We start from the raw sequence: 21,474 nt of genomic DNA on the forward strand, positions 1-21,474 counted from the left end.
GTTAAACATTACTTTATGACTCTAAAATAACGCTTAATAATGGCATTTGTATGACACAAAAAAGCCCGCAACATAATGCGGGCTGTTTGTTTAGCAAGTTGATTTATTGCGCTACTTTTTCATCCGCCGCTTTTACAAAATCTGCGGCAAAGTCCATTACATGGAATAAAAAGCTTTGCTCATTAGTGCCTGTTACTAAATGAGCGCCAGGGCCCATTGCGTATACACCTACGTCTTCACCCGCGTGGGTTTCTGAACTAAGAGGTACTAATGACTCTTGGTGAAAACCTGGTGTTGTTGTATCAACATTTGTTAAATCAACACGTCCTGTAACCGGTCCAGCTAAGTAAGAGGCGTCAGCATTAGTTTCATTGCCTAAGTCTCTGTAACCTAAACCATTGGTATAACCTACGGTGGTATAAGGCATATCGTCGGCGGCAAGGCTTGGCTCGGTTTGGCCTACACCAACCACTTTACCCAATATTGGGTTACCACGCTTAGGATAACCTGCAATGGTAAACACATGGCTATGATCGGCTGTGACCACGATTAATGTTTCTTCTGGGTTAGTACTGTCCATCGCCACTTTAACGGCTTTAGCAAATTCAATAGTATCGTTAAGCGCGTTATATGCATTACCTGCGTGGTGCGCGTGGTCTATTCGTCCCGCTTCTACCGATAAGAAAAAGCCCTTATCGTTGTTATCAAGCACGTTAATTGCTTTTTCGGTCATTTGCGAAAGCGAAGGCTCGCCCGCTACATCGTTTGCGCGGTCGGCTTCGTATTGCATGTGGGATTCGTTAAATAAGCCAAATACCTTTGTTGCATCGTCGCTAATGGCATCAAAACCAGTTTGATCCATTACATAGTTGCCGTTAGGATAAGTTGTTTGCCATTCGGTAACTAAGTTACGGCCATCGGTACGATCCCCTTCAACCGCGCTCATTGCATCACTTGAATTAGCCGCGGCATCTTTTGGTAAAAAGTGACGACGACCGCCCCCCATTACTACGTCTATGCCATCTACATCAATACCTGCAAAACGTGCTTCTAGGTTGGCTTCAAAGTTAACAAGCTGCGATGCAATGTCTTCACAAGCATCTGAACCTGCTGGCATATCTGAGTTATCTTCCCAGTTACGATCAGCCGATTTAGCATACGTTGCCGCTGGCGTTGCATGGGTAATGCGCGCCGTTGAAATAAGGCCGGTTGCTTTACCTGCAATTTCGGCAAGCTCAAGCGAAGACACCAGTTCGTTACCGGCAACGGTTGAACAGTTGCCGCGCTCAATATCTTCGTCTACACCAATGACGCCTACATCGGTTTTAACACCTGACACCATAGCCGTCATTGTGCCTGCAGAGTCGGGGGTTTGTGCATCTACATTATAAGTTTTAACAAAGCCTGAGTAAGGCATGGTTTCAAAGCTAAGTTGATAATCTTCACCCATGCCGCCCTCAAGCTGGCCAGCTAAAATACGTGCAGCCGTAACGGTAGAAATACCCATGCCGTCGCCTACAAATAAAATCACGTTTTTAGCCTTACCCGACTCAGTAACCACCTCGGTATTAGCTTGCTGCGTTGCTGCTAATTTAGTTTGCGCGTCGCTATACCATGCGTTACCTGTAAGGTTAGCTAATTGATCTGTAGTTAACGACGTTGCCGGCGCATTACACACTAGGTTAAATGAGTTAACTTCGTCGCTATCTAGCTGGCCATTTTCGTTAGTATCTACGCCCACTTGCGTTTCTACACCGCCATTAATACATTGCGCTGAGCCCACAGCTATTGCGTTATCTACTGCGATAATGTTGTTATTACTTTTATCGTCATCACTTGAACAACCCGCTAGCGCGACCATTACTGCTAAAGAAAGTACTGTTAATTTTTTCATATTCGCCGCCATTATTGCTGAGTTAATTCAAGTGCTTGGTTAATTAGATGAAATACAACGTTTTGCTCAATTACACCTTGAGCAAGTTGTGCACCAGGGCCTTTAGCATGCAATGAAATATCTTCACCAGCATGCGTTTCAGAGCCTAGTGGTACGGTTGTTTCTTGGTGAAAACCAGGGGTTGTTGTATCAACGCCGTTTAGCTCAACACGCCCAGCGACTGGGCCGCTTAAGTACGCTGCATCGGCATCAGTTTCATCACCTAAGTCTCTAAAACCCAGTCCATTTGCATAACCTACCGTGGTGTATGGCATATCGTCGGCGGCAAGGCTTGGCACTGTTTGACCTACAGCAACTACTTGACCTAAAATTGGGTTACCGCGTTTAGGGTAACCAGCAATAGTAAATACGTGACTGTGATCGGCAGTGACTAAAATAAGGGTTTCTTCTGGGTTGGTATTATCGATTGCCGCTTGCACTGCATTGGCAAATTCAATGGTGTCGTTAAGTGCGTTGTAAGCGTTACCCGCATGATGTGCGTGGTCAATTCGGCCCGACTCAACCGTTAAGAAAAAGCCATTTTCGTTTTTACCCAGTACATCAATCGCTTTAGTCGTCATGTCGGTAAGTGAAGGCTCACCTGCCACGTCATTACTGCGGTCGGCTTCGTATTGCATGTGCGATTCGTTAAATAAACCAAATACTTGGGTTACATCGTCAGCAATAGCATCAAACCCAGCTTGGTCCATAACGTACGTTGCATTTGGATATTGTGTTTGCCACTCAGTTACAAGATTGCGCTCATCAGTACGATCACCTTCAACAGCGCTCACTGCGTCACTTGAATTAGCCGCAGCATCTTTTGGTAAAAAGTGACGACGACCGCCGCCCATTACAAAATCAAGGCCGTCTACATCAATACCTACAAAGCGCGCTTCTAGATTTTTTTCAAAGTTAACTAGCTGTGAGGCAATATCTTCACAGCCTTCTGAGCCCTCGGGCATATCTGAGATATCTTCCCAGTTACGATCTGCCGATTTAGCATACGTTGCCGCTGGCGTTGCATGAGTAATACGTGCGGTAGAAATAACACCTGTTGCTAGGCCTTTAATTTCAGCCAGTTCTGTTGCTGTTAAAAGCTCGTTTCCTGCAACTGTTGAGCACACACCGCGTTCAATGTCTTCGTCTACACCAATCACGCCTACATCAGTTTTAACACCTGAGATCATCGCTGTCATTGTGCCTGCAGAATCGGGAGTTTGTGCATCTACGTTGTAGGTTTTAACTTGTGCAGAATATGGAAACTCTTCAAAACTTAAATAGCCTTCTTCACCTGGATTACCTGCTCGTTGGCCTTTTAAAATTCGCGCTGCCGTTAGGGTAGAAATACCCATACCGTCACCAACAAATAAAATCACGTTTTTTGCTTTTGTAACTTGTGCACTTTGTGCTTGGGTGTTTTTAGTAGCTAACGTAGTTTGTGCATTTGTATACCAGTTATTATTTATTTGGCTTTGTGGTAGTACATTTGCATGGCTAGCAGCGCTTAACATAAATGTTAGCCCAACCGCCGCAGCGACTTTTTTAATTTTCATCCTAATTCCTGTTATGTAGTGGTTATTTTAAAAAGTGTGAACTCAAAAACATCAACCGCTGCACTATAGGAAATAGATGTTACTAATAAAGGTAATTTTAATGACAAGAAGGTGACAGCCAAATTTTATATCAATAAAACCTCTTTTGTATTTCCATCGACTGTTTAACCCTTCTCATAATATATGTAACAGCCCTATAAAAGCACATCACAATATAAATATAATAAAGCCGCTTAGTTTATTGATCTCTTGCTTGAGCATAAGCCTGCTATTGCCTACAATAGCGCATAATTAATCCAACGCAGATCACTATTATGACTGATACAAACAAACCAGAATTACCTAATCAACTGTCTATTAACCCACGTAGCAAATTTTATGTAGAAGAAGTATTTGAACATGAAATCGGTATTACTCTTAACGGTAAAGAGCGTTTTGACGTTGAAGAATACTGCATCAGCGAAGGTTGGATTAAAGTAGCAGCACCTAAAGCGCTAGACCGTCGCGGTCAGCCATTACTTATGAAAGTAAAAGGCACTGTAGAAGCGTTTTATAAGTAATAGCTTACTTATAAAAAGAACAGCGACACCTTTGGGTAGTCGCTTTTTTTGTGCCTGTTTAAAGCATGTTGAACTTTTTTCATACTCAACCTGATGAAGTTTCATTATGAATTTTCAAAAAATATGTTTGAATGACTTTAAATATTTAGACGTTTAGAAGTCCGTTATGAGCAGATTAATAATATTAGATGGCGGCATGGGCCGTGAACTTAAACGCATGGGCGCGCCGTTTTCACAGCCACTTTGGAGTGCGCAAGCTCTAATAGAAGCACCACAATGCGTAACTCAAGCACATGAAGCTTTTATAAATGCAGGGGCAGAAATTATTACGGTAAATAGCTATGCGTGTGTCCCCTTTCATTTAGGTGAAGCATTATATCAAGCACAAGGCGCAGCACTTGCACAGCAAGCTGCTGTAATTGCAAAAGAAGCGGCTCAAAACGCTAAACAAAACGTGCTAGTAGCGGGTTCATTGCCACCCGCATTTGGATCGTACCGTGCTGATTTTTTCCAAGGTGAACGCGCATTTACTATTTTAGATACCCTATATAAAGCACAAGATGAATATGTAGATATTTGGATTGGCGAAACTATTTCCAGTATTGAAGAAGCTCATGTAATGGCAAGGGTGCTTAAAAATTCAAACAAACCATGTTATTTCGCATTTACCTTAAGTGATGAAGTAAGCGAACAAGCAACATTACGCTCTGGTGAATTAGTATCCGATGCTACCTTAGCATTGCTCGAACATAATATAGCGGGCATATTCTTCAACTGCTCTATTCCCGAGGTCATTGAACAAGCGCTACGCGACACAAGTACTGTGCTAAAACAGCAGAATAAAAATGTTGATTTAGGGGCCTTTGCGAATGGCTTTACACCAATAGCCAGCGACTATAAAGCCAATGAAGGCTCGCAAGGTTACCGCGATTTATCACCCGCTGAGTATGTAGCGTTTGCCAAGCAATGGCACAACCTTGGCGCAACAATTATTGGTGGCTGCTGTGGTATTGGCCCCGAATTCATTGCAGCATTGGTAAAGTGGAAAAGGGATATTAAAGAGTTTTAATATCCCTTATTTAACTACAAAAATATAGAGAAACCTTAAAAGCTGAAATGATTAATTCCCAATACCTAATCGAGCCCTTGTACTGCTAGGCTACTTGGTCAGATCCACCTGCTGAACACGGGCATTTTTCGTCATGCTTTTTAAAACACTGTTGGTAATTAAGCCAATGAGCTAACGCGATAAAAGCAGAGCCAATTAAAGTGAAGGTTTTTTCGGCCACTTCATGGCCTAATAATACTGCAGTTATCAAAAAGACTAGACCAACAACTCCACACGCCATATAACGTATACGTTTGTGCTTTTTACAGCCTAAGCTCAAAGCTAATAAGCTTGTTGGCAGTACGGCAGCAAGAATCCATAAATGAAACTGTTCACCATTTATTTGCAGTACAGCAATGCTTGGCAACAGCGCTAAAATAATCGGTGTTGCAAAACAATGTACCGTGCACATTAACGAAAGCCCAATGGCAAATTTGTCTGCTGTCGATTGAATCAGTTTCATTTTTTATCCTTCTTTTTAATTGTGTTAGCGGTACTTTGCTGACACCCAAAGCAAACACCTGAGATTTCTAGTTGCGAAGTTGTTGGCGCAAACCCTCTCATTTTAAGCTGTCTAAACAAAGATTTAGCCGAATTATTAAGGTCTTTCACCTCACTTGCTTTATTACAAGAGCTACAAATTAAAAACATCGATAGTTGATGCTCTCTATCATCATTAACGTGACTGCACGGTATAAACTTATTTTCTAACTTTAATCTATGTACCAGACCTACCGACTCTAAAAAGCCTAATATCCGATAAACGGACATTGCCAAAATCGGTGTATTTATTTGCTTATTATATTGATCTGTTAACTCATAAGCAGACAAAGGTTTATTTGCTTGCAATAGAATTTCAAATACCTGCTGGCGTTTTGGCGTTAATTTTTTTTCAGAGGCTTCACATCTTTTTATCGCAAAGCCAACCATCTCTTTAAATTGCTGTTTATTCATATTACCCACACTAACCAAGTGAGCTGGCGTTTTAACTTTGCCATCCTTGTTGCCAATGCCTCCGTTGTGGTTTTATCTAAAAATGTATTAACTAGAGATAAATAAATGTAACAACTAACTTTTGCTTCACAACAAACAACTCACCCACAAACAACACCTAAACAATGACAATAAATATTTAAAGCACTGAATTTATATAGGTTATGTAGTCAAATTGTATGCCTGAATGATTTTTAGTTAATTAACTATTGATACAATATAACATTTCAAGCACAATTGATACAATATAACATTCGCAAAGGAATTCAAATGACACGAAAATCTCAATTAGCTGTTTTGATAGCTGCTTTATTACCTGCAAGTGTGCTTGCAAATACCATCGAAGGTGTTGTTTTAAACAACCAAGGTAAAGTGGTGACCAACGCAACTGTAGAAGTTGAAGGCTCAGATATAACAGCAGTAACAGATGCAAGCGGTAAGTTCGTAATAACTAATTTAAAAAGTGGTTCAAAAGAACTTCATATTACCGCCCCTGGTTATGCCCATCTGCATCGAGATATCACATTTAGTGATGATAAAAGCCAGTCAATTACCTTTAACTTAGAACGCTCACCCATTGAAGTAATTGATATTGAAGCAACGCCTATTCACATGTCGGCAATGGAGTCAGCGTCTCCCGTTAGCGTGTTATCTGGCGAACAATTAAGACGGCAGCAAGCTGCAACCCTTGGCGATAGCCTTGAAAAACTCCCAGGGTTAATACTAACTTTCATGCAAAAGTAGCCAGTACACCCATCATTCGCGGCTTAAGCGGTCCTCGCGTACTCATTACTCAAAACGGCCTCGATGTCAGTGATGTGTCAAGAGTGGGCCCTGATCACTCCGTCGCATCAGAAGCTTCAACTGCAAAACAAATCGAAGTATTACGCGGCCCAGCCACACTATTTTATGGCAGCGGCGCAATTGGTGGTGTTGTTAATGTGGTTGATAATCGGGTGCCTACCGCCAGCACAACTCGCGGCGAATGGAACCTTGAGCACAACTCTGTTGATAACCAAAAAGTAGCCTCGTTTAACGCTACTACAGGAACTGATTCTCTTGCATTTTATGCCGATGCGTTCTGGCGTGAAGCCGATGACTATGAAATACCCGTGGCCGCTGAATTTGCCCATAATGACCATAACCATGAAGAACATAGTGGCGATTACACCGTTGCAAATAGTAATGAAGAGTCTGACGGCTTTACCTTAGGTACTAGCTATCTATTTGATCAAGGTTTTGTAGGTATAGCTGTTGAGCAATTTAATCGTCAATACGGCATTCCAGGCCATACTCATGGCGGCGAAGATGAGCATAGCGACGACGAAGAAAATGTATATGCTGACTTAGAGCAAACTAAGGTGCAATTATTAGGCGAGTATAACCTCGATAATAAATGGCTTAATAAAATAAACCTACGCGCAGGCTTTACAGATTACGAACATGCTGAAATCGAGCATGGCTCAGTGGGTACTATTTTCAAAAATGAAACCAATGAGTTCCGCGTTGACCTAATGCATAACCAATTTAGCGAATGGAACGGTGGCTTAAGTTTTCATTACAAACAAAGCGATGTTGAAGCACAAGGCTCAGAAGCATTTACACCGCCATCAGAAACACAAAGCTTTGCTATGGCACTGATGGAAGAAAGACACTTTGGTGACTTTTTAGTGCAACTAGGTGGCCGAGTTGAACGGGTAACCATTGATGCAGACAACGTGTTACTACCTAACATTGATGCACACGCACACGACGACAACGATGTTCATGACGATCATGATCATGAAGAGCATGCTCACGAAGAAAGCGCCGATATCATTCGTGTATTCAACGCAGAACACGAGTTCACTCCTGTTAGTTTATCTGCAGGCGTAGTGTGGGACTTTGCACCTAGCTATAACTTTGGCTTGTCGATATCTCGTTCTGAGCGTGCACCTTCGGTGTCTGAACTTTTATCATTTGGACCTCACATCGGTACTGGCACTTATGAAGTAGGCGCACTATTTGATATGCATGAAGACGGCCATTTGGGTTTATCTGAGCAAACGATTGACCTAGAAACGGCCAATAATATTGATTTAACTTTGCGTAAAACCCAAGGTGATATCGGTTTCATTTTTAACGCTTTTTATAATCAAGTAGATAACTATTATTACCAAATAGACACGGGCTTATACGCTGAAAGTGGCCACGATCATGGTGATGAGCATAATCATGACCACGGTGACGAGCATGATCACTCATCTGAACTCCCAGTTTATTTATTTAAAACAGATGACGTAATTTTGCATGGCTTTGAAGCCCAATTTGCATGGCAGTTAACCGATGAGTTTAAAGTTGATTTATTCTCAGATTACGTTCGTGCACGCCTTAAAGACGGTGGCGATTTACCACGCACACCACCGCTACGTTTTGGTACTGAGTTTAGCTACCAAACAAATAAGCTGAGTGCGCACCTTCACGTAACTCGCTATCAAGAGCAAGACCGCACAGCACCAGAAGAAACAGCTACAAACGGCTACACCATGCTTGATGCGAGCGTTTCATATGACTTATCAGTGCTAAATCAAGATGTGTCTGTGTACCTACGAGGCACTAACTTAACAGACACAGAAGCGCGCGTGCATAGCTCATTTTTAAAGGATATAGCACCACGTCCAGGACGTAGTTTTGCGTTAGGTGTTCGCGGTTATTTTTAAGCGCTAAAAAATTATAAATAAAGGAAATAAACATGACTAAACTATTCAAATTGAAACTAATTGCACTGGCAATAAGCAGCACATTAATCACCGCTTGTGGTGATGCAGAAACAAACATTGTTGAAAAAGACCCAATAGAAGTACCTGATAACGGCCACGATCATGGCGATGGTGGCGACCACGGTGATGAATACACTATTGATTCATTAGGTAGGCTTGCGATACTTGCTGGCGATAGCAACGAAGCGAACTTTTTCGACTTAGACGACAATGAGCTTCTTGATACATTCACTCTTACTAATGATTCAAACACGCTATCGTCGTCGCCTGACTTTCGTTATGCCGTGATTGCTAGCCGCGCTCAAGATTACCTCGGCTTTATAGACGGTGGCTTATGGCGTGAAGATCACGGCGCACACCTTCATGATTACGAACAAAGCCCTGAGTTTAGCAGTTATGAGCTAACTAGCGGCAGTCGCCCTACTCACTTGGTAAAGCACGATGGTAAATTAGCGGTATTTTACGATGGTGATGCAGCATCAGGCACAACTGCGTCTGTTGAAGTATTAACAGATAACGACATAACAAACGCAACAGCGACCTTACCTGGTATTAGTTACGACATTAATATGCATGGTGCAGCAGAACCTCGTGGAGAGCATCTATTAGCGACCATTCGCCGCGATGATGCACAGAGTACATCAAACGCTAAAATTTTGCCGGATCAGGTAGGTGTTTATCACTTTCATGATGGCGAATACGAGCTTGAACAAACGCTAGAACTTACATGCCCTGATTTACACGGCGCAGCACAAAACCATGATTACGTAGCGTTCGGCTGTAGTGACGGTGTGCTATTAGCCCACCAGCATGATGACGAATACCACGCTGAAAAAGTAGCAAATATTGCTGCAGTAGGTGACTTGAGCATTGGTACGATATACGGCCATGAAGACAGTGACAACTTTATTGGTATTGCGTCTGGTCACGGCGGCGGCCCTGCAGTGCTCTTAAGTATTAACCCTGCGGAAGCTGAAATGGAAGAACTAGAATGGCAACTAGCCGATGGCGCAAGCGCTGTTTCTTACTCTTTCTCAGCGAATGGCGAGCACTTTTTAGTTTTAGACAGCCTAGGCTTTTTAAATGTGCTTGAGGCGCATGCGCACGACGATCACATACACTGGGAGCTAGCAGGTCAAGTTGATATTACACAAGAAGATGTAACAACAATGCCTGAAGGCATGAAGTTTAGTATGACAGTAGCACAAAATGGTCAGTTTGCTTACGTAGCCGACCCAATAGCTCAACATGTTGTAAAAGTGCACTTAGAAGACCTAGAAGTGGAAGGTGAACTAGAACTAACCTTCCCACCAGCGGCTATTACTTGGTTAGGTATAGCACAAGAGAAAGAGGAAGAGGAAGAGCACGACCACGAACATTAAACTCGTAGCGTGTTGTTGTAAAATTTTGGGCTAGATCCATAAAACGCAAAACCCGTAATTAGTTAAGCTAATTACGGGTTTTTTAATAGTATTTAGGTAACTAAATTATTTCCGGCGCCAGCCACTCCATACATCATCTTCTTGGTTGGATTTTTTCTTCTTTTTCTTACCTGTACCTTCTGGCTTGGCCATTGGCTTGTCGTTTTTTAGCGCCTCTGCGGCATCAAGGTTGGCTTGGTTTACAGCAAAGCCTGTAACCTCTTCGCGCTCTAAACGTAGTTTGTTTTTCTTTTCAATAATTCTAAAGTGATGAAAGTCTTCATAATCAATCAGTGATAGCGCTAAACCTACTTCACCGGCACGGCCGCTTCGGCCAATACGGTGCATGTAGTCAGCAGGGCTGCGCGGTAAGTTAAAGTTAATTACTACTGGTAGCTTTTCAATATCTAAACCACGAGCGGCAATGTCGGTGGCAATAAGCACTTCAATCTCACCCGCTTTAAACTTTTCGATTACCCGAGAACGCTCACTTTGACCTTTATCACCATGGAATACTTGTGCGTTCACGCCGCGCTTTTCAAGTTTGCCCGCTAAGTGCTCACAGTCTTTTTTAGCGTTGACAAAAATCAGCGCTTGGCGCCATTTGTGTTGCTTAATTAAATGCGCTAAAACCGTGGTTTTTTCGCCTTTATTAACCGTAAATACGCGCTGTACTAAGGTGCTTTCGTCTTTGCTTTGAACTTGTATTTCAACAGGGTTGGTTAACAGCTCTTGCGTTAATTGTGTGACTTGCTCTGGGAACGTCGCTGAAAACAACATGGTTTGTTTTTTAGCAGGCATAAGCGCTAATAGCTCAGCAAGCTCTTCAGTAAAGCCAAGGCTTAACATGCGGTCAGCTTCATCAAGCACTAAGGTTGTTACTTTATCGAGCTTAATCGCATTGCTTGAGATTAAATCGAGCAAGCGTCCTGGCGTTGCAACAATGATATCAGCACCGCCGCGAAGTGCCTGCATCTGGGTATTAGCCGACACACCACCAAATATCGCCACCGTTTTAATGGCGCCATTAAAGTTAGCAGAATACGATTTAACACTATCAGCTACCTGCACTGCCAGCTCGCGAGTAGGTACCAAAATAAGTCCTGTTACAAAGTTGCCTTTGCCCGCTGCTTTATTAGCACCTTGCGCTAAAAATAGCGTTTGTAGCATAGGTAAAGCAAAGGTTGCTGTTTTACCTGAGCCGGTATTTGCCCCCGCAATTAAGTCACTGCCCGCCAAGATACTTGGAATTGCTTTTGCCTGAATCGGCGTAGGTTGCGTGTATTCAAGATCAGACAATCGAGCAATTAGCTCTGGAATAAGGCCAAGATCGTTAAAAGTACTAGGGCTTGCGGCTGAGGTCATATTTATTACGGGCTTATTGCTAAAAAGTAGCCTGTAATTTTAGCGTATTTAGCAGCTATTAAGTAGAGATTAGTGATTTAAATATTAACCTTGTTAGTACCCTCACAGTTTAATACTTTCACAAGGAAACGTTATATTTTTGATTTCAATAATTTGAATATGTTATTTTCACAACTCAAGTGAATTGAATTTAGACACTGGGAATACCATAACTCAGTTTTATTTGCCTTTTAATAAAAAGATAAATAAAGCTTTCTATATCATGCCGTTATCATAGTTCTAAGATTTTTGGGAGCTAGTTCTCAACACTAATTTTGAGAGGGGGTAGTATTAAACCATGTTTGTGATTCCTGAAAAGATTTTTTTATTTATATCTTTACCAATAATAATTAGCTATCTAATTTCAACCTTATGCTTTGCTCGTATTTCAATGAAACACATAGAGAAAAAAATGCGTGAGGAAGGGATACATGAACCACTTTGGGATAAAGGGCTGGGCATAAGAGTGAGCATGTATGGCAAAGTAATAAGGCGGCAAAAATCCGCAAAGGCGACGGTTGTTAATGACGAAGCTATTTTGCTACACGCCAGACCTATAGATTTAATTTTAGCTCGCGTAATGCATATATCATTTATAGGTTTGATGTTCGTAATTGCCTATGGCTACTTTGCTTATGATTTAGGTAATCGCGCAGACTAAAAAGGCGCACAAAGCGCCTTTACATCAAACCTGTCGCCTATTGATTTTAAAATTTTTAGGCCGACTTTGCCAAATTGCATGGTTCGTCAACATCTGTGCTTTAATTACCACTTTATAGTGCGAGAGTGACTGTAGTGGAATTGTATATACAATAGGGGCAATCACGTCATTTACATGGTTTACGTTGATTACAGGCATGGTCATCTGACTCACAGTATGAGTATTAACCAGTAAACTCTTCTTAGTCTGCAATACCATCAGCAAGTAATATTGCTTCTTCTAATTTGTTTGGCAAGGCTTGAATAACGTTAAAAAAATCAATGTGTTAAACCCTACTCTTTTAATTAATTTAACTGTCACCGTTAGCACTCCAAACTTAAAAAGGCTTTCATAAAAAATCAACAACTAAGTTAGCAATGTTATTAGTTCTTGCTAAGTTCTGCTTGTAACCTAGCTTTTGTTTCTTTTAAGTAATTTAAATAAGGATATGAGTCATCTGCAATGGCTAATGCAGACTCCATCTGTTTAAGCGCTTGGCGAGTATCACCCTGCATTTCATAGCCATATGATAAGGCAGAAAGCGCATCAACTGATTTGGGGTAGTTTTTTATATTGTACTTAAACACCTCTATAGCACGGTTAAACTGCTTGCTGTCCGTTAGGTTGTAACCAAGTAATCTAACAGCACGATCTGGTGGAGATACCTGTTCGCCCCATTGTTGAGATAAATTTTGGTAATAAGCATCAATAGAGGCAACATCGTCAGTTAAAGCACTTATGGGCATATGTTTAGGTAAAAACAGGTTGTAATAGGCATTAAATGCCCCTGCAGCAGAAGTTAAACCATGCGAGATGCCATCAAACGCATCATTAAAAAAGCGTAAGCCCCGTACTTCAGACGATTGCAGTGATTGCTGTAATTCATCGTACCTTTCACGCATTATGCCGGCTTCTTCGCCGATATTAGTATAAACGTAGTTATTCAGGCCTTTCGTTTTAGCTATAAACGATTTTGTACTTTTTACCATTGCGCCATAGTTCCACCAAACCGCAGGGCTATAAGCAATATGCGCTTGAAATAGTTCGGGCTTTGCCTGCAAAGCATATAGCGCAAATACACCACCAGCGGAGGCACCAGATATAACCTTATAGTCATGCGTGCGATAATTCTTATTTACTAAAGGAATGAGCTCTTGTTCAAAGAACGCTAAAAATTTTTCTGCGCCGCCCCCTTCACCTACTGGGCCCTGCGGTTCCTTGTTCACTGTAGGATACATATCTCTGAGTCGATTAGTGTTTTTAATAGCGACAATAATAACCTCAGGCGCACGATTATCATTTTGTAAGCGCTCAATAACAGCACTAGCAAGCGGTATATTACCCGCGCCATCTAAGCGATATATGACAGGATATACCTTATTTGGCTCAGCTTGGTAGCTTTTAGGCAATTGCACGACAACTGTGCGTTCTTCGTTTAAAACAGCCGATTTAATAGTGTGCATGAATTGAGAGTCATCAGCACTTTGCTGTTTAATGCCAGCTTGTGCAAAGACACTTTGTGAACTAAAAGCAAAAAAGCTAAAAAAACAAATAACGGTTAATAAACGCATGACTAATCCCTTAGAGAATAATAAGTTACTTAAGCTAACAGAGTTTCAGGCACAAAAAAAGCGCATTGAGCGCTTTTTTTAACATTAATCAAAACCTATAACCTGTTGATCTTACTCAACAGTAACCGATTTTGCTAGGTTACGTGGCTGGTCGACGTCAGTGCCTTTAATTACTGCTACGTAGTACGACAGCAACTGCAGAGGAATTGTATATACAACAGGGGCAATCACGTCATCTACATGGTTTACGTTGATTACACGCATTGTGTCGTCTGACTCAAAGTGTGAGTCTTTATCAGCGAATACATAGATGATGCCGCCGCGAGCACGTACTTCTTCTACGTTTGATTTAAGCTTTTCAAGCAATTCATTGTTTGGTGCTACAACAATAATTGGCATGTCGGCATCAATCAGTGCTAATGGGCCGTGTTTAAGCTCACCTGCTGCGTATGCTTCAGCGTGAATGTATGAAATCTCTTTAAGCTTAAGTGCGCCTTCCATCGCGATTGGGTATTGTGAGCCGCGACCTAAAAACAGTGAGTGGTGCTTATCAGCAAATTCTTCAGCAAGGTCTGCAATGCCATCAGCCAATAGTAGCGTTTCTTCTAATTTAGCTGGTAGCAGTTTAATAGCGTTAACAATCGCGCTTTGATCTAAGCCTTTCTCTTGCGCAATAGACGCAGTAAGCATTAACAAACCAACAAGCTGTGTAGTAAATGCTTTAGTAGAAGCAACACCAATTTCAGCGCCGGCTTTAGTCATAAAGGCAAGGTCGGATTCGCGTACAAGCGATGAGCCTGGTACGTTACAAATAGTCATTGACCCCATATAACCTTGCTCTTTAGCTAAACGCAGTGCAGCTAAAGTATCAGCCGTTTCGCCTGATTGTGAAATAGTTACTAGTAGGCTATTTTCGTGTACAAATGACTGACGGTAACGGAACTCAGAGGCAATTTCTACGTTACAGCTAACACCTGCATATTGCTCAAGCCAGTAACGAGCAACCATACCTGAGTGGTATGACGTACCACAGGCAATAATTTGTACGTGTTTTACGTCTTTAAATATTTGCTGTGCGCTATCGCCAAAAGCATCAATAGCTACGCGGTCATCGTTTAAACGTCCTTCAAGGGTGTTACGTACTGCAAGTGGCTGCTCATAAATTTCTTTTAGCATGTAGTGACGGTAATCACCTTTACCTGATGCATCTTGTGTGATGTTTGATTCAACAACTTCACGCTCAACCGCGTTGCCATCTGCATCAAAAATTTCTACAGTGTCGCGAGTAATACGCGCTACATCACCTTCTTCTAAGAAGATAAAGCTGCGAGTTACTGGTAATAATGCAAGTTGATCAGAAGCAATAAAGTTTTCACCAAGGCCTAAACCAATAACTAACGGGCTACCTGAGCGCGCTACAATAATTTCGTTATCATTCGCTTTATCAAACACAACGGTACCAAATGCACCTTCAAACTGTTTAACAGCTGCTTGAACTGACGCTAATAAAGTGGTGTGCTGCTGACGTAACTGATGAATTAAATGCACCATGACTTCAGTGTCGGTGTCTGATAAAAACTCGTAACCGTCGCCTTTAAGTGCTGCACGCAAACTTGCGTGGTTTTCAATGATTCCGTTATGTACAAGTGCTAATTGATTGCTTGAAACATGTGGGTGAGCATTGGCTTCAGTTACACCGCCATGAGTTGCCCAACGAGTGTGTGCAATACCTGTGTGGCCGCTAACACCAGCTTGTTCAAGTGCTGACTCTAAGTTTACAACCTTACCAACTGCTTTAACTGTATTAAGTGTATTGCCTTCAAGTAAAGCTACACCTGCTGAGTCATAACCGCGGTACTCAAGACGCTTAAGGCCTTCAACTAAGATTTTATTTACTGGACGTTCTGCAACAGCCCCAACGATTCCACACATAGTGTCTCCATTAATTTTTTAATTCTAGCAACTTACGTTTTAGTTGCTATTCCATAATTTCTGCGCAAATTAGTTTTACACCACACGCCTCTATGGCTGCACGTTTATCACTTGCTAAGCCACTGTCGGTTATTAATGTGGTTACTGTTTGCCACGGTAATTCTAAATTTGGTATTTTTCGGCCAATCTTATCTGATTCAACCATAACGATTACTTCGCGCGCCGCTTTAGCCATCACTTGGCTTAATCCAACAAGTTCATTAAACGTGGTTGTTCCACGCGCTACATCAATGCCATCAGCACCTATAAATAGCTGATCAAAATCATATGAGCATAGAACATTTTCAGCTACTTGCCCTTGAAACGATTCTGAATGCGGATCCCACGTACCGCCGGTCATCAAAAGTGTTGGCTCATTTTCAAGTGAGAGTAAACGACTCGCCACTTTAATGGCGTTAGTCATTACAACTAATCCGCGTTTATTTGCAAGTTCTGGGATCATGGCGGCCGTAGTACGCCCGCTATCAATAATAATGCGGTTATGATCTTTTATAAGCGTCGCTGCAGCTTTTGCTATTGCGACTTTGCGCTTAGAATCAATCTCATCGCTAACAATCTCTTTAGGCAGAGCAATAGCACCGCCGTAACGGCGCAGCAATAAGCCACTTTTTTCAAGCGAGGTTAAGTCTTTTCGAATAGTTACTTCTGATGTTTGAAACTGTTCAGCTAAACTATCTACGGCTACCTCACCTAATTCATTAACTTGAGTAAGGATCAGATGGCGGCGTTGCTGGGTGTTTCGTTTGGTCATAAGTGATTACAATTAAGTTTCGTTTCGAAAGTTAGTGAATTTTAAACGAAACTAATAAAATGGCAAGCCGTAGATCAAAAAAAGCGCAAAATGCGCTTTTAATTGGTCAGGGAAACTCTATTGAGGACTCAGTAACTCTCCACTCAGAATACATTTAACGATTGCATGCTGCCGGTTTGTACTATTTGTCTTTTTAATGCAATTTGTTAGATGAAAATCAACCGTTCTTTGACTAATATCTAGAATTTGACTTATCTCCCACGATGTTTTTCCAACTGATGCCCAACGGATACACTCTTTTTCACGCCGCGTAATTTTTACAGCATCAAAGCTTGTTGAGCGCCGGTAAGCTTCAAATATTTCAACTAAAAATATTCGCCAATAGTCCCCTAGCATTTTCACTTTATGAGGTTCAGCACCTAAACTTGACAATTCCAACACAAAACAAGCAAATTTATTTTTATGTAACCCTGTAGGTACTACTAATACAGACTCATAGTTGCCAACTAACTCACTAAGCTGAATCGCTCTTGTTTCATTTAAGCAATAATGAAGTAACTCCTTACGAGAATTAACATCACTTAAAAAAGAGCTATCTAATTCACCGAAATAATAAGTATCAAACTCAAATAAATCGGAGAGATCAAAAGTAATAAACCCTGCTTGAACATAGCTATAACTATTTTTTATATATTTAAAAAAATCATTAAAGCCATGGATTGAGTTTATAAGCTCAATCCTAGAATGTAGTTCATTTATGTTTATCATATGCAGAACTCGATTTAGACTCATCTCTACAGAGTATAGGAACTATCACACAAGAATAACTTGGCGAGTCATTATCAGTAATTTGATTGTTAATACCTATGGACGAGTCAGCGGGATATATCACTGTTAAGAAAGTAAAAATAGCTGTATAGATAAATGATGATTTGTATACATAATTCATGTTGGTGTTGCCCCTAATCTATTTGGTTTTTGTAGTTTTATTGTTCACATTAAATTTGAACTACACGATAGATATTATCAACAACAATTAGATAACTTTTTTATAACTTTGCAAAAACTAAATTTAACCTATTGAATTTCAATGGAAATAATATCACTATTTCTATTACCTAAACTTTCAACAATAATTAAACCATTCACTTTATCCACATAAAACCTTGGTCTAATCACACTAAAGTCAAACGCTTTTGACTTTAGACTAGAAGCATCCACATCATTTAAGTCTATTTCATAGAACATCGTATTTAACAAATTGTGATCACTCCATAATACTTTACCATTTAATACAGCCCAATTTGTGTTTGTCTCAGTGGATATACTTACCGACATTGTAACCATGGTTCCTTTTTGTACATCAAACCGTGATAATCTTCCTGCATTATCACCTAAGGCATATCCTCCTTCAAATTGACGAATAAAGCGATAGCCTTTGAAAATAACATTTTTAGCTTTATTATTAATAGCATACTCAAATACTTGCCACTCTCCATTACTTTTTCGTGTATATAGAATGGACTTTTCATCAAATGAAAAAGTAACATCACCAATCAATTCATCAGCCTTAGAGACGTAGGTCAGACTATTATCAAACGTATTAAGAAGTGTTATGCGCTCTTGAAGCTTCAGTAACACATATTTACCAGTCAGAGAGGGGCTGATCAACTTGAGTGGTTTTTCAGTGCTCATTAGTGTTGTTTTTTTTGTAGCCTTGCTTTTTTCATAAAAAATTAAGGAGCTAATACCTTTCTCTTTTATAACCATCCAGGCTTTGTTACCTAAAGGTTGATAGGCAACAATGCTACTATGTTGCTCAGGTTGCTTCTTTTGAATCATTTCAACATTTTTAAAATCACTTAATGGCAGCTTTTTCTCTATCAGAGTATTGATATTATCGTTATCTCTGATAGCTAATAGTGTATTAGGGGTTACTCGCTCTAATGCGATCAGGCCCTTGTTTTTATCAATAATAATATTTGAATGACCTGTTTGAACATTTATTTTAGCTAACTTTTTATCATCTAATAAAGTGATATGCTCATCATCAAGCCAATGAACATCATAGATAGCTGTATTTTGATCATGGTGAAAAAGAGTTCTGCCAGTCTTTAAATCTTGTACTCGAATAGAGTTACGCTTGCTTTCCATATCAACTCGAAGTACAACCAACTTACCAGAGTCTGGAGAAATATCCGCACGACTATCATGAGATCCTTTTTGAGTAACGGAAGTAACCTCTTCAAGCAAGCCTTTTTCAGAGTTGAATTTATAGATAAGTATTGCGCTTTGCAGACTTTTTTTCCCAGAAAAATAAATTACGTTATCTTCATTTTTGTCGATAAACACATCTGAGATAAAATAAAAATCAGCTACTAACGTACCTATTCCATGCGCTTTATTTGTTAGATCTACCTGCTTTAATAAAGCAATACCATCTAAATTATCGGAAAAATACAAGCGCTCCCCGTCATTAGAGAAAACCAAACCTGTAGGCAGGATTGCATTATCTACAAGCACCTCTATAGTATTTGTTTTCTGGTCTTTTAGATAAATATGATAATTCTTTTCATGACTTAATTTACTAGTAAATGCAATGTATCGACCTTCACTAGAAACTGCGAAGGATTTTTTGTCTGAGATGACTGTATCCACCACTTTAGTAATAACTGAAACTTCACCGGCTTTGTATTTAAATAAAAGATAAGCTAACGAAAGAAAAAGAATCACTATTGCAATAAGGTAAAAATAGACTTTAGCTTTTTTAACATTCTTGTGCTCTGTTTTTTCTATACTTTTTTGCTTCTCTTCTATAGGGGAAGGAATTGTTGAGACAGGACAAATTAATTTATATCCACGTTTAGAGAGCGATTGAAGATATTTAGGGTTTTTATGGTCATCATTCAACACTATGCGAATTTTACTTATAATACGCCTTACCGCAGCATCTGATACACAACGGTCTTTCCATAAGTTTTTATGTAGCTCCTCCATTGATATATAACGCTCACGATGCTCAATAAAATACATCAATACAGCAAATACTTTTGGTTCTAGTACAACTGATTGCTCATTAACTTGAAGAGACATCTCTTCTGTATCCAAACAATATTCACCAAACCTGATTAACATAAATAAAGCCGCAATTAAACCTTAACATTCCCTTAACAAGGGATATAGTAACGCACTGTAATTATAATTGCCACAAAGTTTTAAGTCTCTGATTTTTATTAAGGTTACATTTTAGTTATGCATATATCACGTATTAATTATTGTAAAAATAAATCGCGGAAATAGGCTATATTTTTTACCCACAGCCATAAGGTATGAACAATGCATAACCACATAAAAAAAGATAAAAATGCAATTACTGCCCGCAGAACAAATGATGGATTAATCGAAATTACAAGCCTTGAATTGCTTGATCAACTCGTCGGAGGGTTCATAAGTCCAGAAGATGTTTATTGTAATGTCATTGATAATGATGAAACGCCTTCTACGAAAATAAGCCAAGAAGGCATTGGCTAATGAATATTGAAGTTTGCAAATCATACAAGCCAAAGCTGAAGCGATTAACCGAAAAGAGAGATTTAAACTCTTTATCAAACCTTGAAGACTGGTGCGAAGAAATGTGCCTTGCTTTTGATAAAGATGTTCGTAACCAGAGTTCAAGTGACAACAAAACTCTGCATTGGCTGATTAACGCCTACCCGCTTATTTTAGCGTACCGAGGAGAAGCGCAAGCCAGTGAATTATTTTTACACCGAGTAATTACTTATTGGTCGGATAAATTTTTACAAGATAGAAATAATCAAAACCTCATAAACTTAATCGATCCAACAATCAACTTATTACGCCTTTATAAGCTGACAAACCAACACTCAGCATTCCTCAAGCTGATGGGTGAAATAGCTATTCTCGACAATACGGGCAAAGTAAAACTAGGGTCCATAAATGTCACCAAAGAAATATTAGGTGAGCAATGGAATTCATTGTATATGGCTACACTTGATGAAACTTTAAAATATTACCTCATAAAATCAAAATATAATGAAGTTCTTAAAATTAAAGAGACGATACCGCAATATTACAGAGAAAAAAATGTATACATAGAGGCTAAAATTATAGCCTTAATCAGCTTAGAAAAATTTGAAGAAGCAATACAACTTTGCTGGCGTCAGATAAATAAAAGTACGTGCATAAAAAGTGGTGTATATAGCTATCGGTTATATGAGGCTTTCAAATCTGTAGGGCTGGCAACTAAAGCTGAAACAGTGATGAAACACTTAGTTTCAAATATGGAAAAGACTCCTTTAGATTCTTTGTCTAAGCTAAGTTTCTCTTCATGTATCATCGAAGAAAAAAAGCTATCTATTGAATCTCCATTAGTAAAAAAAACACTGAATCAATATGAAAATATAAAAGATGAATTTAATTACGGGATGACACTTTGTAATTTGCAATCTAATCACCCAACTAATCACAATAAAGATAAACTACTTAAACTATATGAGAAAACGGAATATAAAATATTAAAAAATAAAATTGAAATGTTATTTAACATTAAAAACAAAAAAAAACCGACCTCGAACTTATGGCTATCTAAAATATCAAACTATTTAAATGATTTTATTTTAAAAACCTCGTAGTTATTACAGTTACCTATTTCTTTTTTTAAAGTAATACTCACTTCACCCCATTAAGGGGAAGCAACAATTTAAAG

General features: G+C 39.8%; 16 protein-coding genes and 1 pseudogene. 7 read left to right on the forward strand and 10 right to left on the reverse strand.

From position 1 onward, the window contains the following. Positions 1 to 103: 103 nt before the first annotated feature. Together AC0VZ5_RS15545 and AC0VZ5_RS15550 are read right to left on the reverse strand one after the other, a co-directional pair. Positions 104 to 1,894, reverse strand: a complete 1,791-nt coding sequence (locus tag AC0VZ5_RS15545; RefSeq protein WP_475473595.1) for an alkaline phosphatase — start codon at positions 1,892 to 1,894, stop codon at positions 104 to 106. 11 nt (positions 1,895 to 1,905) lie between these two features. Continuing rightward, positions 1,906 to 3,489 carry an alkaline phosphatase gene (locus AC0VZ5_RS15550; RefSeq protein WP_138608663.1) on the reverse strand — a complete coding sequence of 528 codons (1,584 nt, stop codon included), beginning with the start codon at positions 3,487 to 3,489 and terminating at the stop codon, positions 1,906 to 1,908. Between the two features lie 314 nt (positions 3,490 to 3,803). Here AC0VZ5_RS15550 and AC0VZ5_RS15555 point away from each other — a divergent pair, with 314 nt between their 5' ends. Then, a complete protein-coding gene (locus tag AC0VZ5_RS15555) occupies positions 3,804 to 4,049 on the forward strand; it encodes a DUF3297 family protein (protein ID WP_008112798.1) in 246 nt (81 codons plus the stop codon). A gap of 166 nt (positions 4,050 to 4,215) precedes the next feature. Then, a complete protein-coding gene (locus AC0VZ5_RS15560; protein ID WP_475473598.1) occupies positions 4,216 to 5,118 on the forward strand; it encodes a homocysteine S-methyltransferase family protein in 903 nt (300 codons plus the stop codon). An 85-nt stretch (positions 5,119 to 5,203) separates the two neighbouring features. Here the strand turns inward: AC0VZ5_RS15560 and AC0VZ5_RS15565 are convergent, their stop codons facing one another. Beyond that, entirely contained in the window at positions 5,204 to 5,620 is a 417-nt protein-coding gene (locus AC0VZ5_RS15565) for a MerC domain-containing protein (RefSeq protein WP_475473600.1), read from the reverse strand. Next, entirely contained in the window at positions 5,617 to 6,111 is a 495-nt protein-coding gene (locus AC0VZ5_RS15570; RefSeq protein ID WP_475473602.1) for a Fur family transcriptional regulator, read from the reverse strand. Before AC0VZ5_RS15570 ends, AC0VZ5_RS15565 begins: the two co-directional genes overlap by 4 nt. 309 nt (positions 6,112 to 6,420) lie before the next feature. On the opposite strand from AC0VZ5_RS15570, the pseudogene AC0VZ5_RS15575 reads away from it, so the two are divergent. Then, positions 6,421 to 8,849: pseudogene (locus AC0VZ5_RS15575) on the forward strand (TonB-dependent receptor). Positions 8,850 to 8,881: 32 nt separating this feature from the next. Further along, positions 8,882 to 10,291: a 5-methyltetrahydrofolate--homocysteine methyltransferase gene (locus AC0VZ5_RS15580; protein WP_475473604.1), complete on the forward strand. Its 1,410-nt coding sequence runs from the start codon at positions 8,882 to 8,884 to the stop codon at positions 10,289 to 10,291. 105 nt (positions 10,292 to 10,396) lie between these two features. Here AC0VZ5_RS15580 and AC0VZ5_RS15585 read toward each other — a convergent pair whose 3' ends face one another. Then, a complete protein-coding gene (locus AC0VZ5_RS15585) occupies positions 10,397 to 11,695 on the reverse strand; it encodes a DEAD/DEAH box helicase (protein WP_475473606.1) in 1,299 nt (432 codons plus the stop codon). A gap of 337 nt (positions 11,696 to 12,032) precedes the next feature. Between AC0VZ5_RS15585 and AC0VZ5_RS15590 the strand changes: the two genes are divergently transcribed. Continuing rightward, positions 12,033 to 12,395 (forward strand): hypothetical protein, encoded by a 363-nt coding sequence (locus AC0VZ5_RS15590; RefSeq protein ID WP_475473608.1) that lies wholly within the window; start codon positions 12,033 to 12,035, stop codon positions 12,393 to 12,395. Between the two features lie 422 nt (positions 12,396 to 12,817). On the opposite strand, the gene AC0VZ5_RS15595 is transcribed toward AC0VZ5_RS15590, so the two are convergent. The 5 genes from AC0VZ5_RS15595 to AC0VZ5_RS15615 all read right to left on the reverse strand — a co-directional run bounded on the left by AC0VZ5_RS15595 (position 12,818) and on the right by AC0VZ5_RS15615 (position 19,856). Then, complete coding sequence (locus tag AC0VZ5_RS15595; RefSeq protein WP_475473610.1) at positions 12,818 to 14,005, reverse strand: alpha/beta hydrolase-fold protein; 1,188 nt, start codon at positions 14,003 to 14,005, stop codon at positions 12,818 to 12,820. Positions 14,006 to 14,116: 111 nt separating this feature from the next. Then, the gene (glmS, locus tag AC0VZ5_RS15600; protein ID WP_010392174.1) at positions 14,117 to 15,937 is read right to left on the reverse strand and encodes a glutamine--fructose-6-phosphate transaminase (isomerizing); all 1,821 of its coding nucleotides are present in this window, start codon (positions 15,935 to 15,937) and stop codon (positions 14,117 to 14,119) included. A gap of 46 nt (positions 15,938 to 15,983) precedes the next feature. Beyond that, positions 15,984 to 16,748 carry a DeoR/GlpR family DNA-binding transcription regulator gene (locus AC0VZ5_RS15605; RefSeq protein ID WP_475473612.1) on the reverse strand — a complete coding sequence of 255 codons (765 nt, stop codon included), beginning with the start codon at positions 16,746 to 16,748 and terminating at the stop codon, positions 15,984 to 15,986. 117 nt (positions 16,749 to 16,865) lie between these two features. Then, positions 16,866 to 17,516, reverse strand: a complete 651-nt coding sequence (locus AC0VZ5_RS15610; RefSeq protein ID WP_475473614.1) for a helix-turn-helix transcriptional regulator — start codon at positions 17,514 to 17,516, stop codon at positions 16,866 to 16,868. A gap of 309 nt (positions 17,517 to 17,825) precedes the next feature. Then, the gene (locus tag AC0VZ5_RS15615) at positions 17,826 to 19,856 is read right to left on the reverse strand and encodes a winged helix-turn-helix domain-containing protein (protein WP_475473616.1); all 2,031 of its coding nucleotides are present in this window, start codon (positions 19,854 to 19,856) and stop codon (positions 17,826 to 17,828) included. A 228-nt stretch (positions 19,857 to 20,084) separates the two neighbouring features. On the opposite strand from AC0VZ5_RS15615, the gene AC0VZ5_RS15620 reads away from it, so the two are divergent. Next, a complete protein-coding gene (locus tag AC0VZ5_RS15620) occupies positions 20,085 to 20,279 on the forward strand; it encodes a hypothetical protein (protein ID WP_464710714.1) in 195 nt (64 codons plus the stop codon). Next, entirely contained in the window at positions 20,279 to 21,400 is a 1,122-nt protein-coding gene (locus AC0VZ5_RS15625; protein ID WP_464710711.1) for a hypothetical protein, read from the forward strand. Before AC0VZ5_RS15620 ends, AC0VZ5_RS15625 begins: the two co-directional genes overlap by 1 nt. The last annotated feature ends 74 nt before the right edge of the window (positions 21,401 to 21,474 follow it).

This window comes from Pseudoalteromonas sp. QJM3NY_12, assembly GCF_056173165.1.

Bases quoted from the DNA above. Each gene is read 5' to 3' on its own strand.
- AC0VZ5_RS15620 (WP_464710714.1), top strand. From the start codon at position 20,085: ATGCATAACCACATAAAAAAAGATAAAAATGCAATTACTGCCCGCAGA.
- AC0VZ5_RS15625 (WP_464710711.1), top strand. From the start codon at position 20,279: ATGAATATTGAAGTTTGCAAATCATACAAGCCAAAGCTGAAGCGATTA.
- AC0VZ5_RS15550 (WP_138608663.1), bottom strand. From the start codon at position 3,489: ATGAAAATTAAAAAAGTCGCTGCGGCGGTTGGGCTAACATTTATGTTA.
- AC0VZ5_RS15590 (WP_475473608.1), top strand. From the start codon at position 12,033: ATGTTTGTGATTCCTGAAAAGATTTTTTTATTTATATCTTTACCAATA.
- AC0VZ5_RS15555 (WP_008112798.1), top strand. From the start codon at position 3,804: ATGACTGATACAAACAAACCAGAATTACCTAATCAACTGTCTATTAAC.
- AC0VZ5_RS15560 (WP_475473598.1), top strand. From the start codon at position 4,216: ATGAGCAGATTAATAATATTAGATGGCGGCATGGGCCGTGAACTTAAA.
- AC0VZ5_RS15570 (WP_475473602.1), bottom strand. From the start codon at position 6,111: ATGAATAAACAGCAATTTAAAGAGATGGTTGGCTTTGCGATAAAAAGA.
- AC0VZ5_RS15580 (WP_475473604.1), top strand. From the start codon at position 8,882: ATGACTAAACTATTCAAATTGAAACTAATTGCACTGGCAATAAGCAGC.
- AC0VZ5_RS15605 (WP_475473612.1), bottom strand. From the start codon at position 16,748: ATGACCAAACGAAACACCCAGCAACGCCGCCATCTGATCCTTACTCAA.
- AC0VZ5_RS15610 (WP_475473614.1), bottom strand. From the start codon at position 17,516: ATGATAAACATAAATGAACTACATTCTAGGATTGAGCTTATAAACTCA.
- AC0VZ5_RS15545 (WP_475473595.1), bottom strand. From the start codon at position 1,894: ATGAAAAAATTAACAGTACTTTCTTTAGCAGTAATGGTCGCGCTAGCG.
- AC0VZ5_RS15595 (WP_475473610.1), bottom strand. From the start codon at position 14,005: ATGCGTTTATTAACCGTTATTTGTTTTTTTAGCTTTTTTGCTTTTAGT.
- AC0VZ5_RS15565 (WP_475473600.1), bottom strand. From the start codon at position 5,620: ATGAAACTGATTCAATCGACAGCAGACAAATTTGCCATTGGGCTTTCG.
- AC0VZ5_RS15585 (WP_475473606.1), bottom strand. From the start codon at position 11,695: ATGACCTCAGCCGCAAGCCCTAGTACTTTTAACGATCTTGGCCTTATT.
- glmS (WP_010392174.1), bottom strand. From the start codon at position 15,937: ATGTGTGGAATCGTTGGGGCTGTTGCAGAACGTCCAGTAAATAAAATC.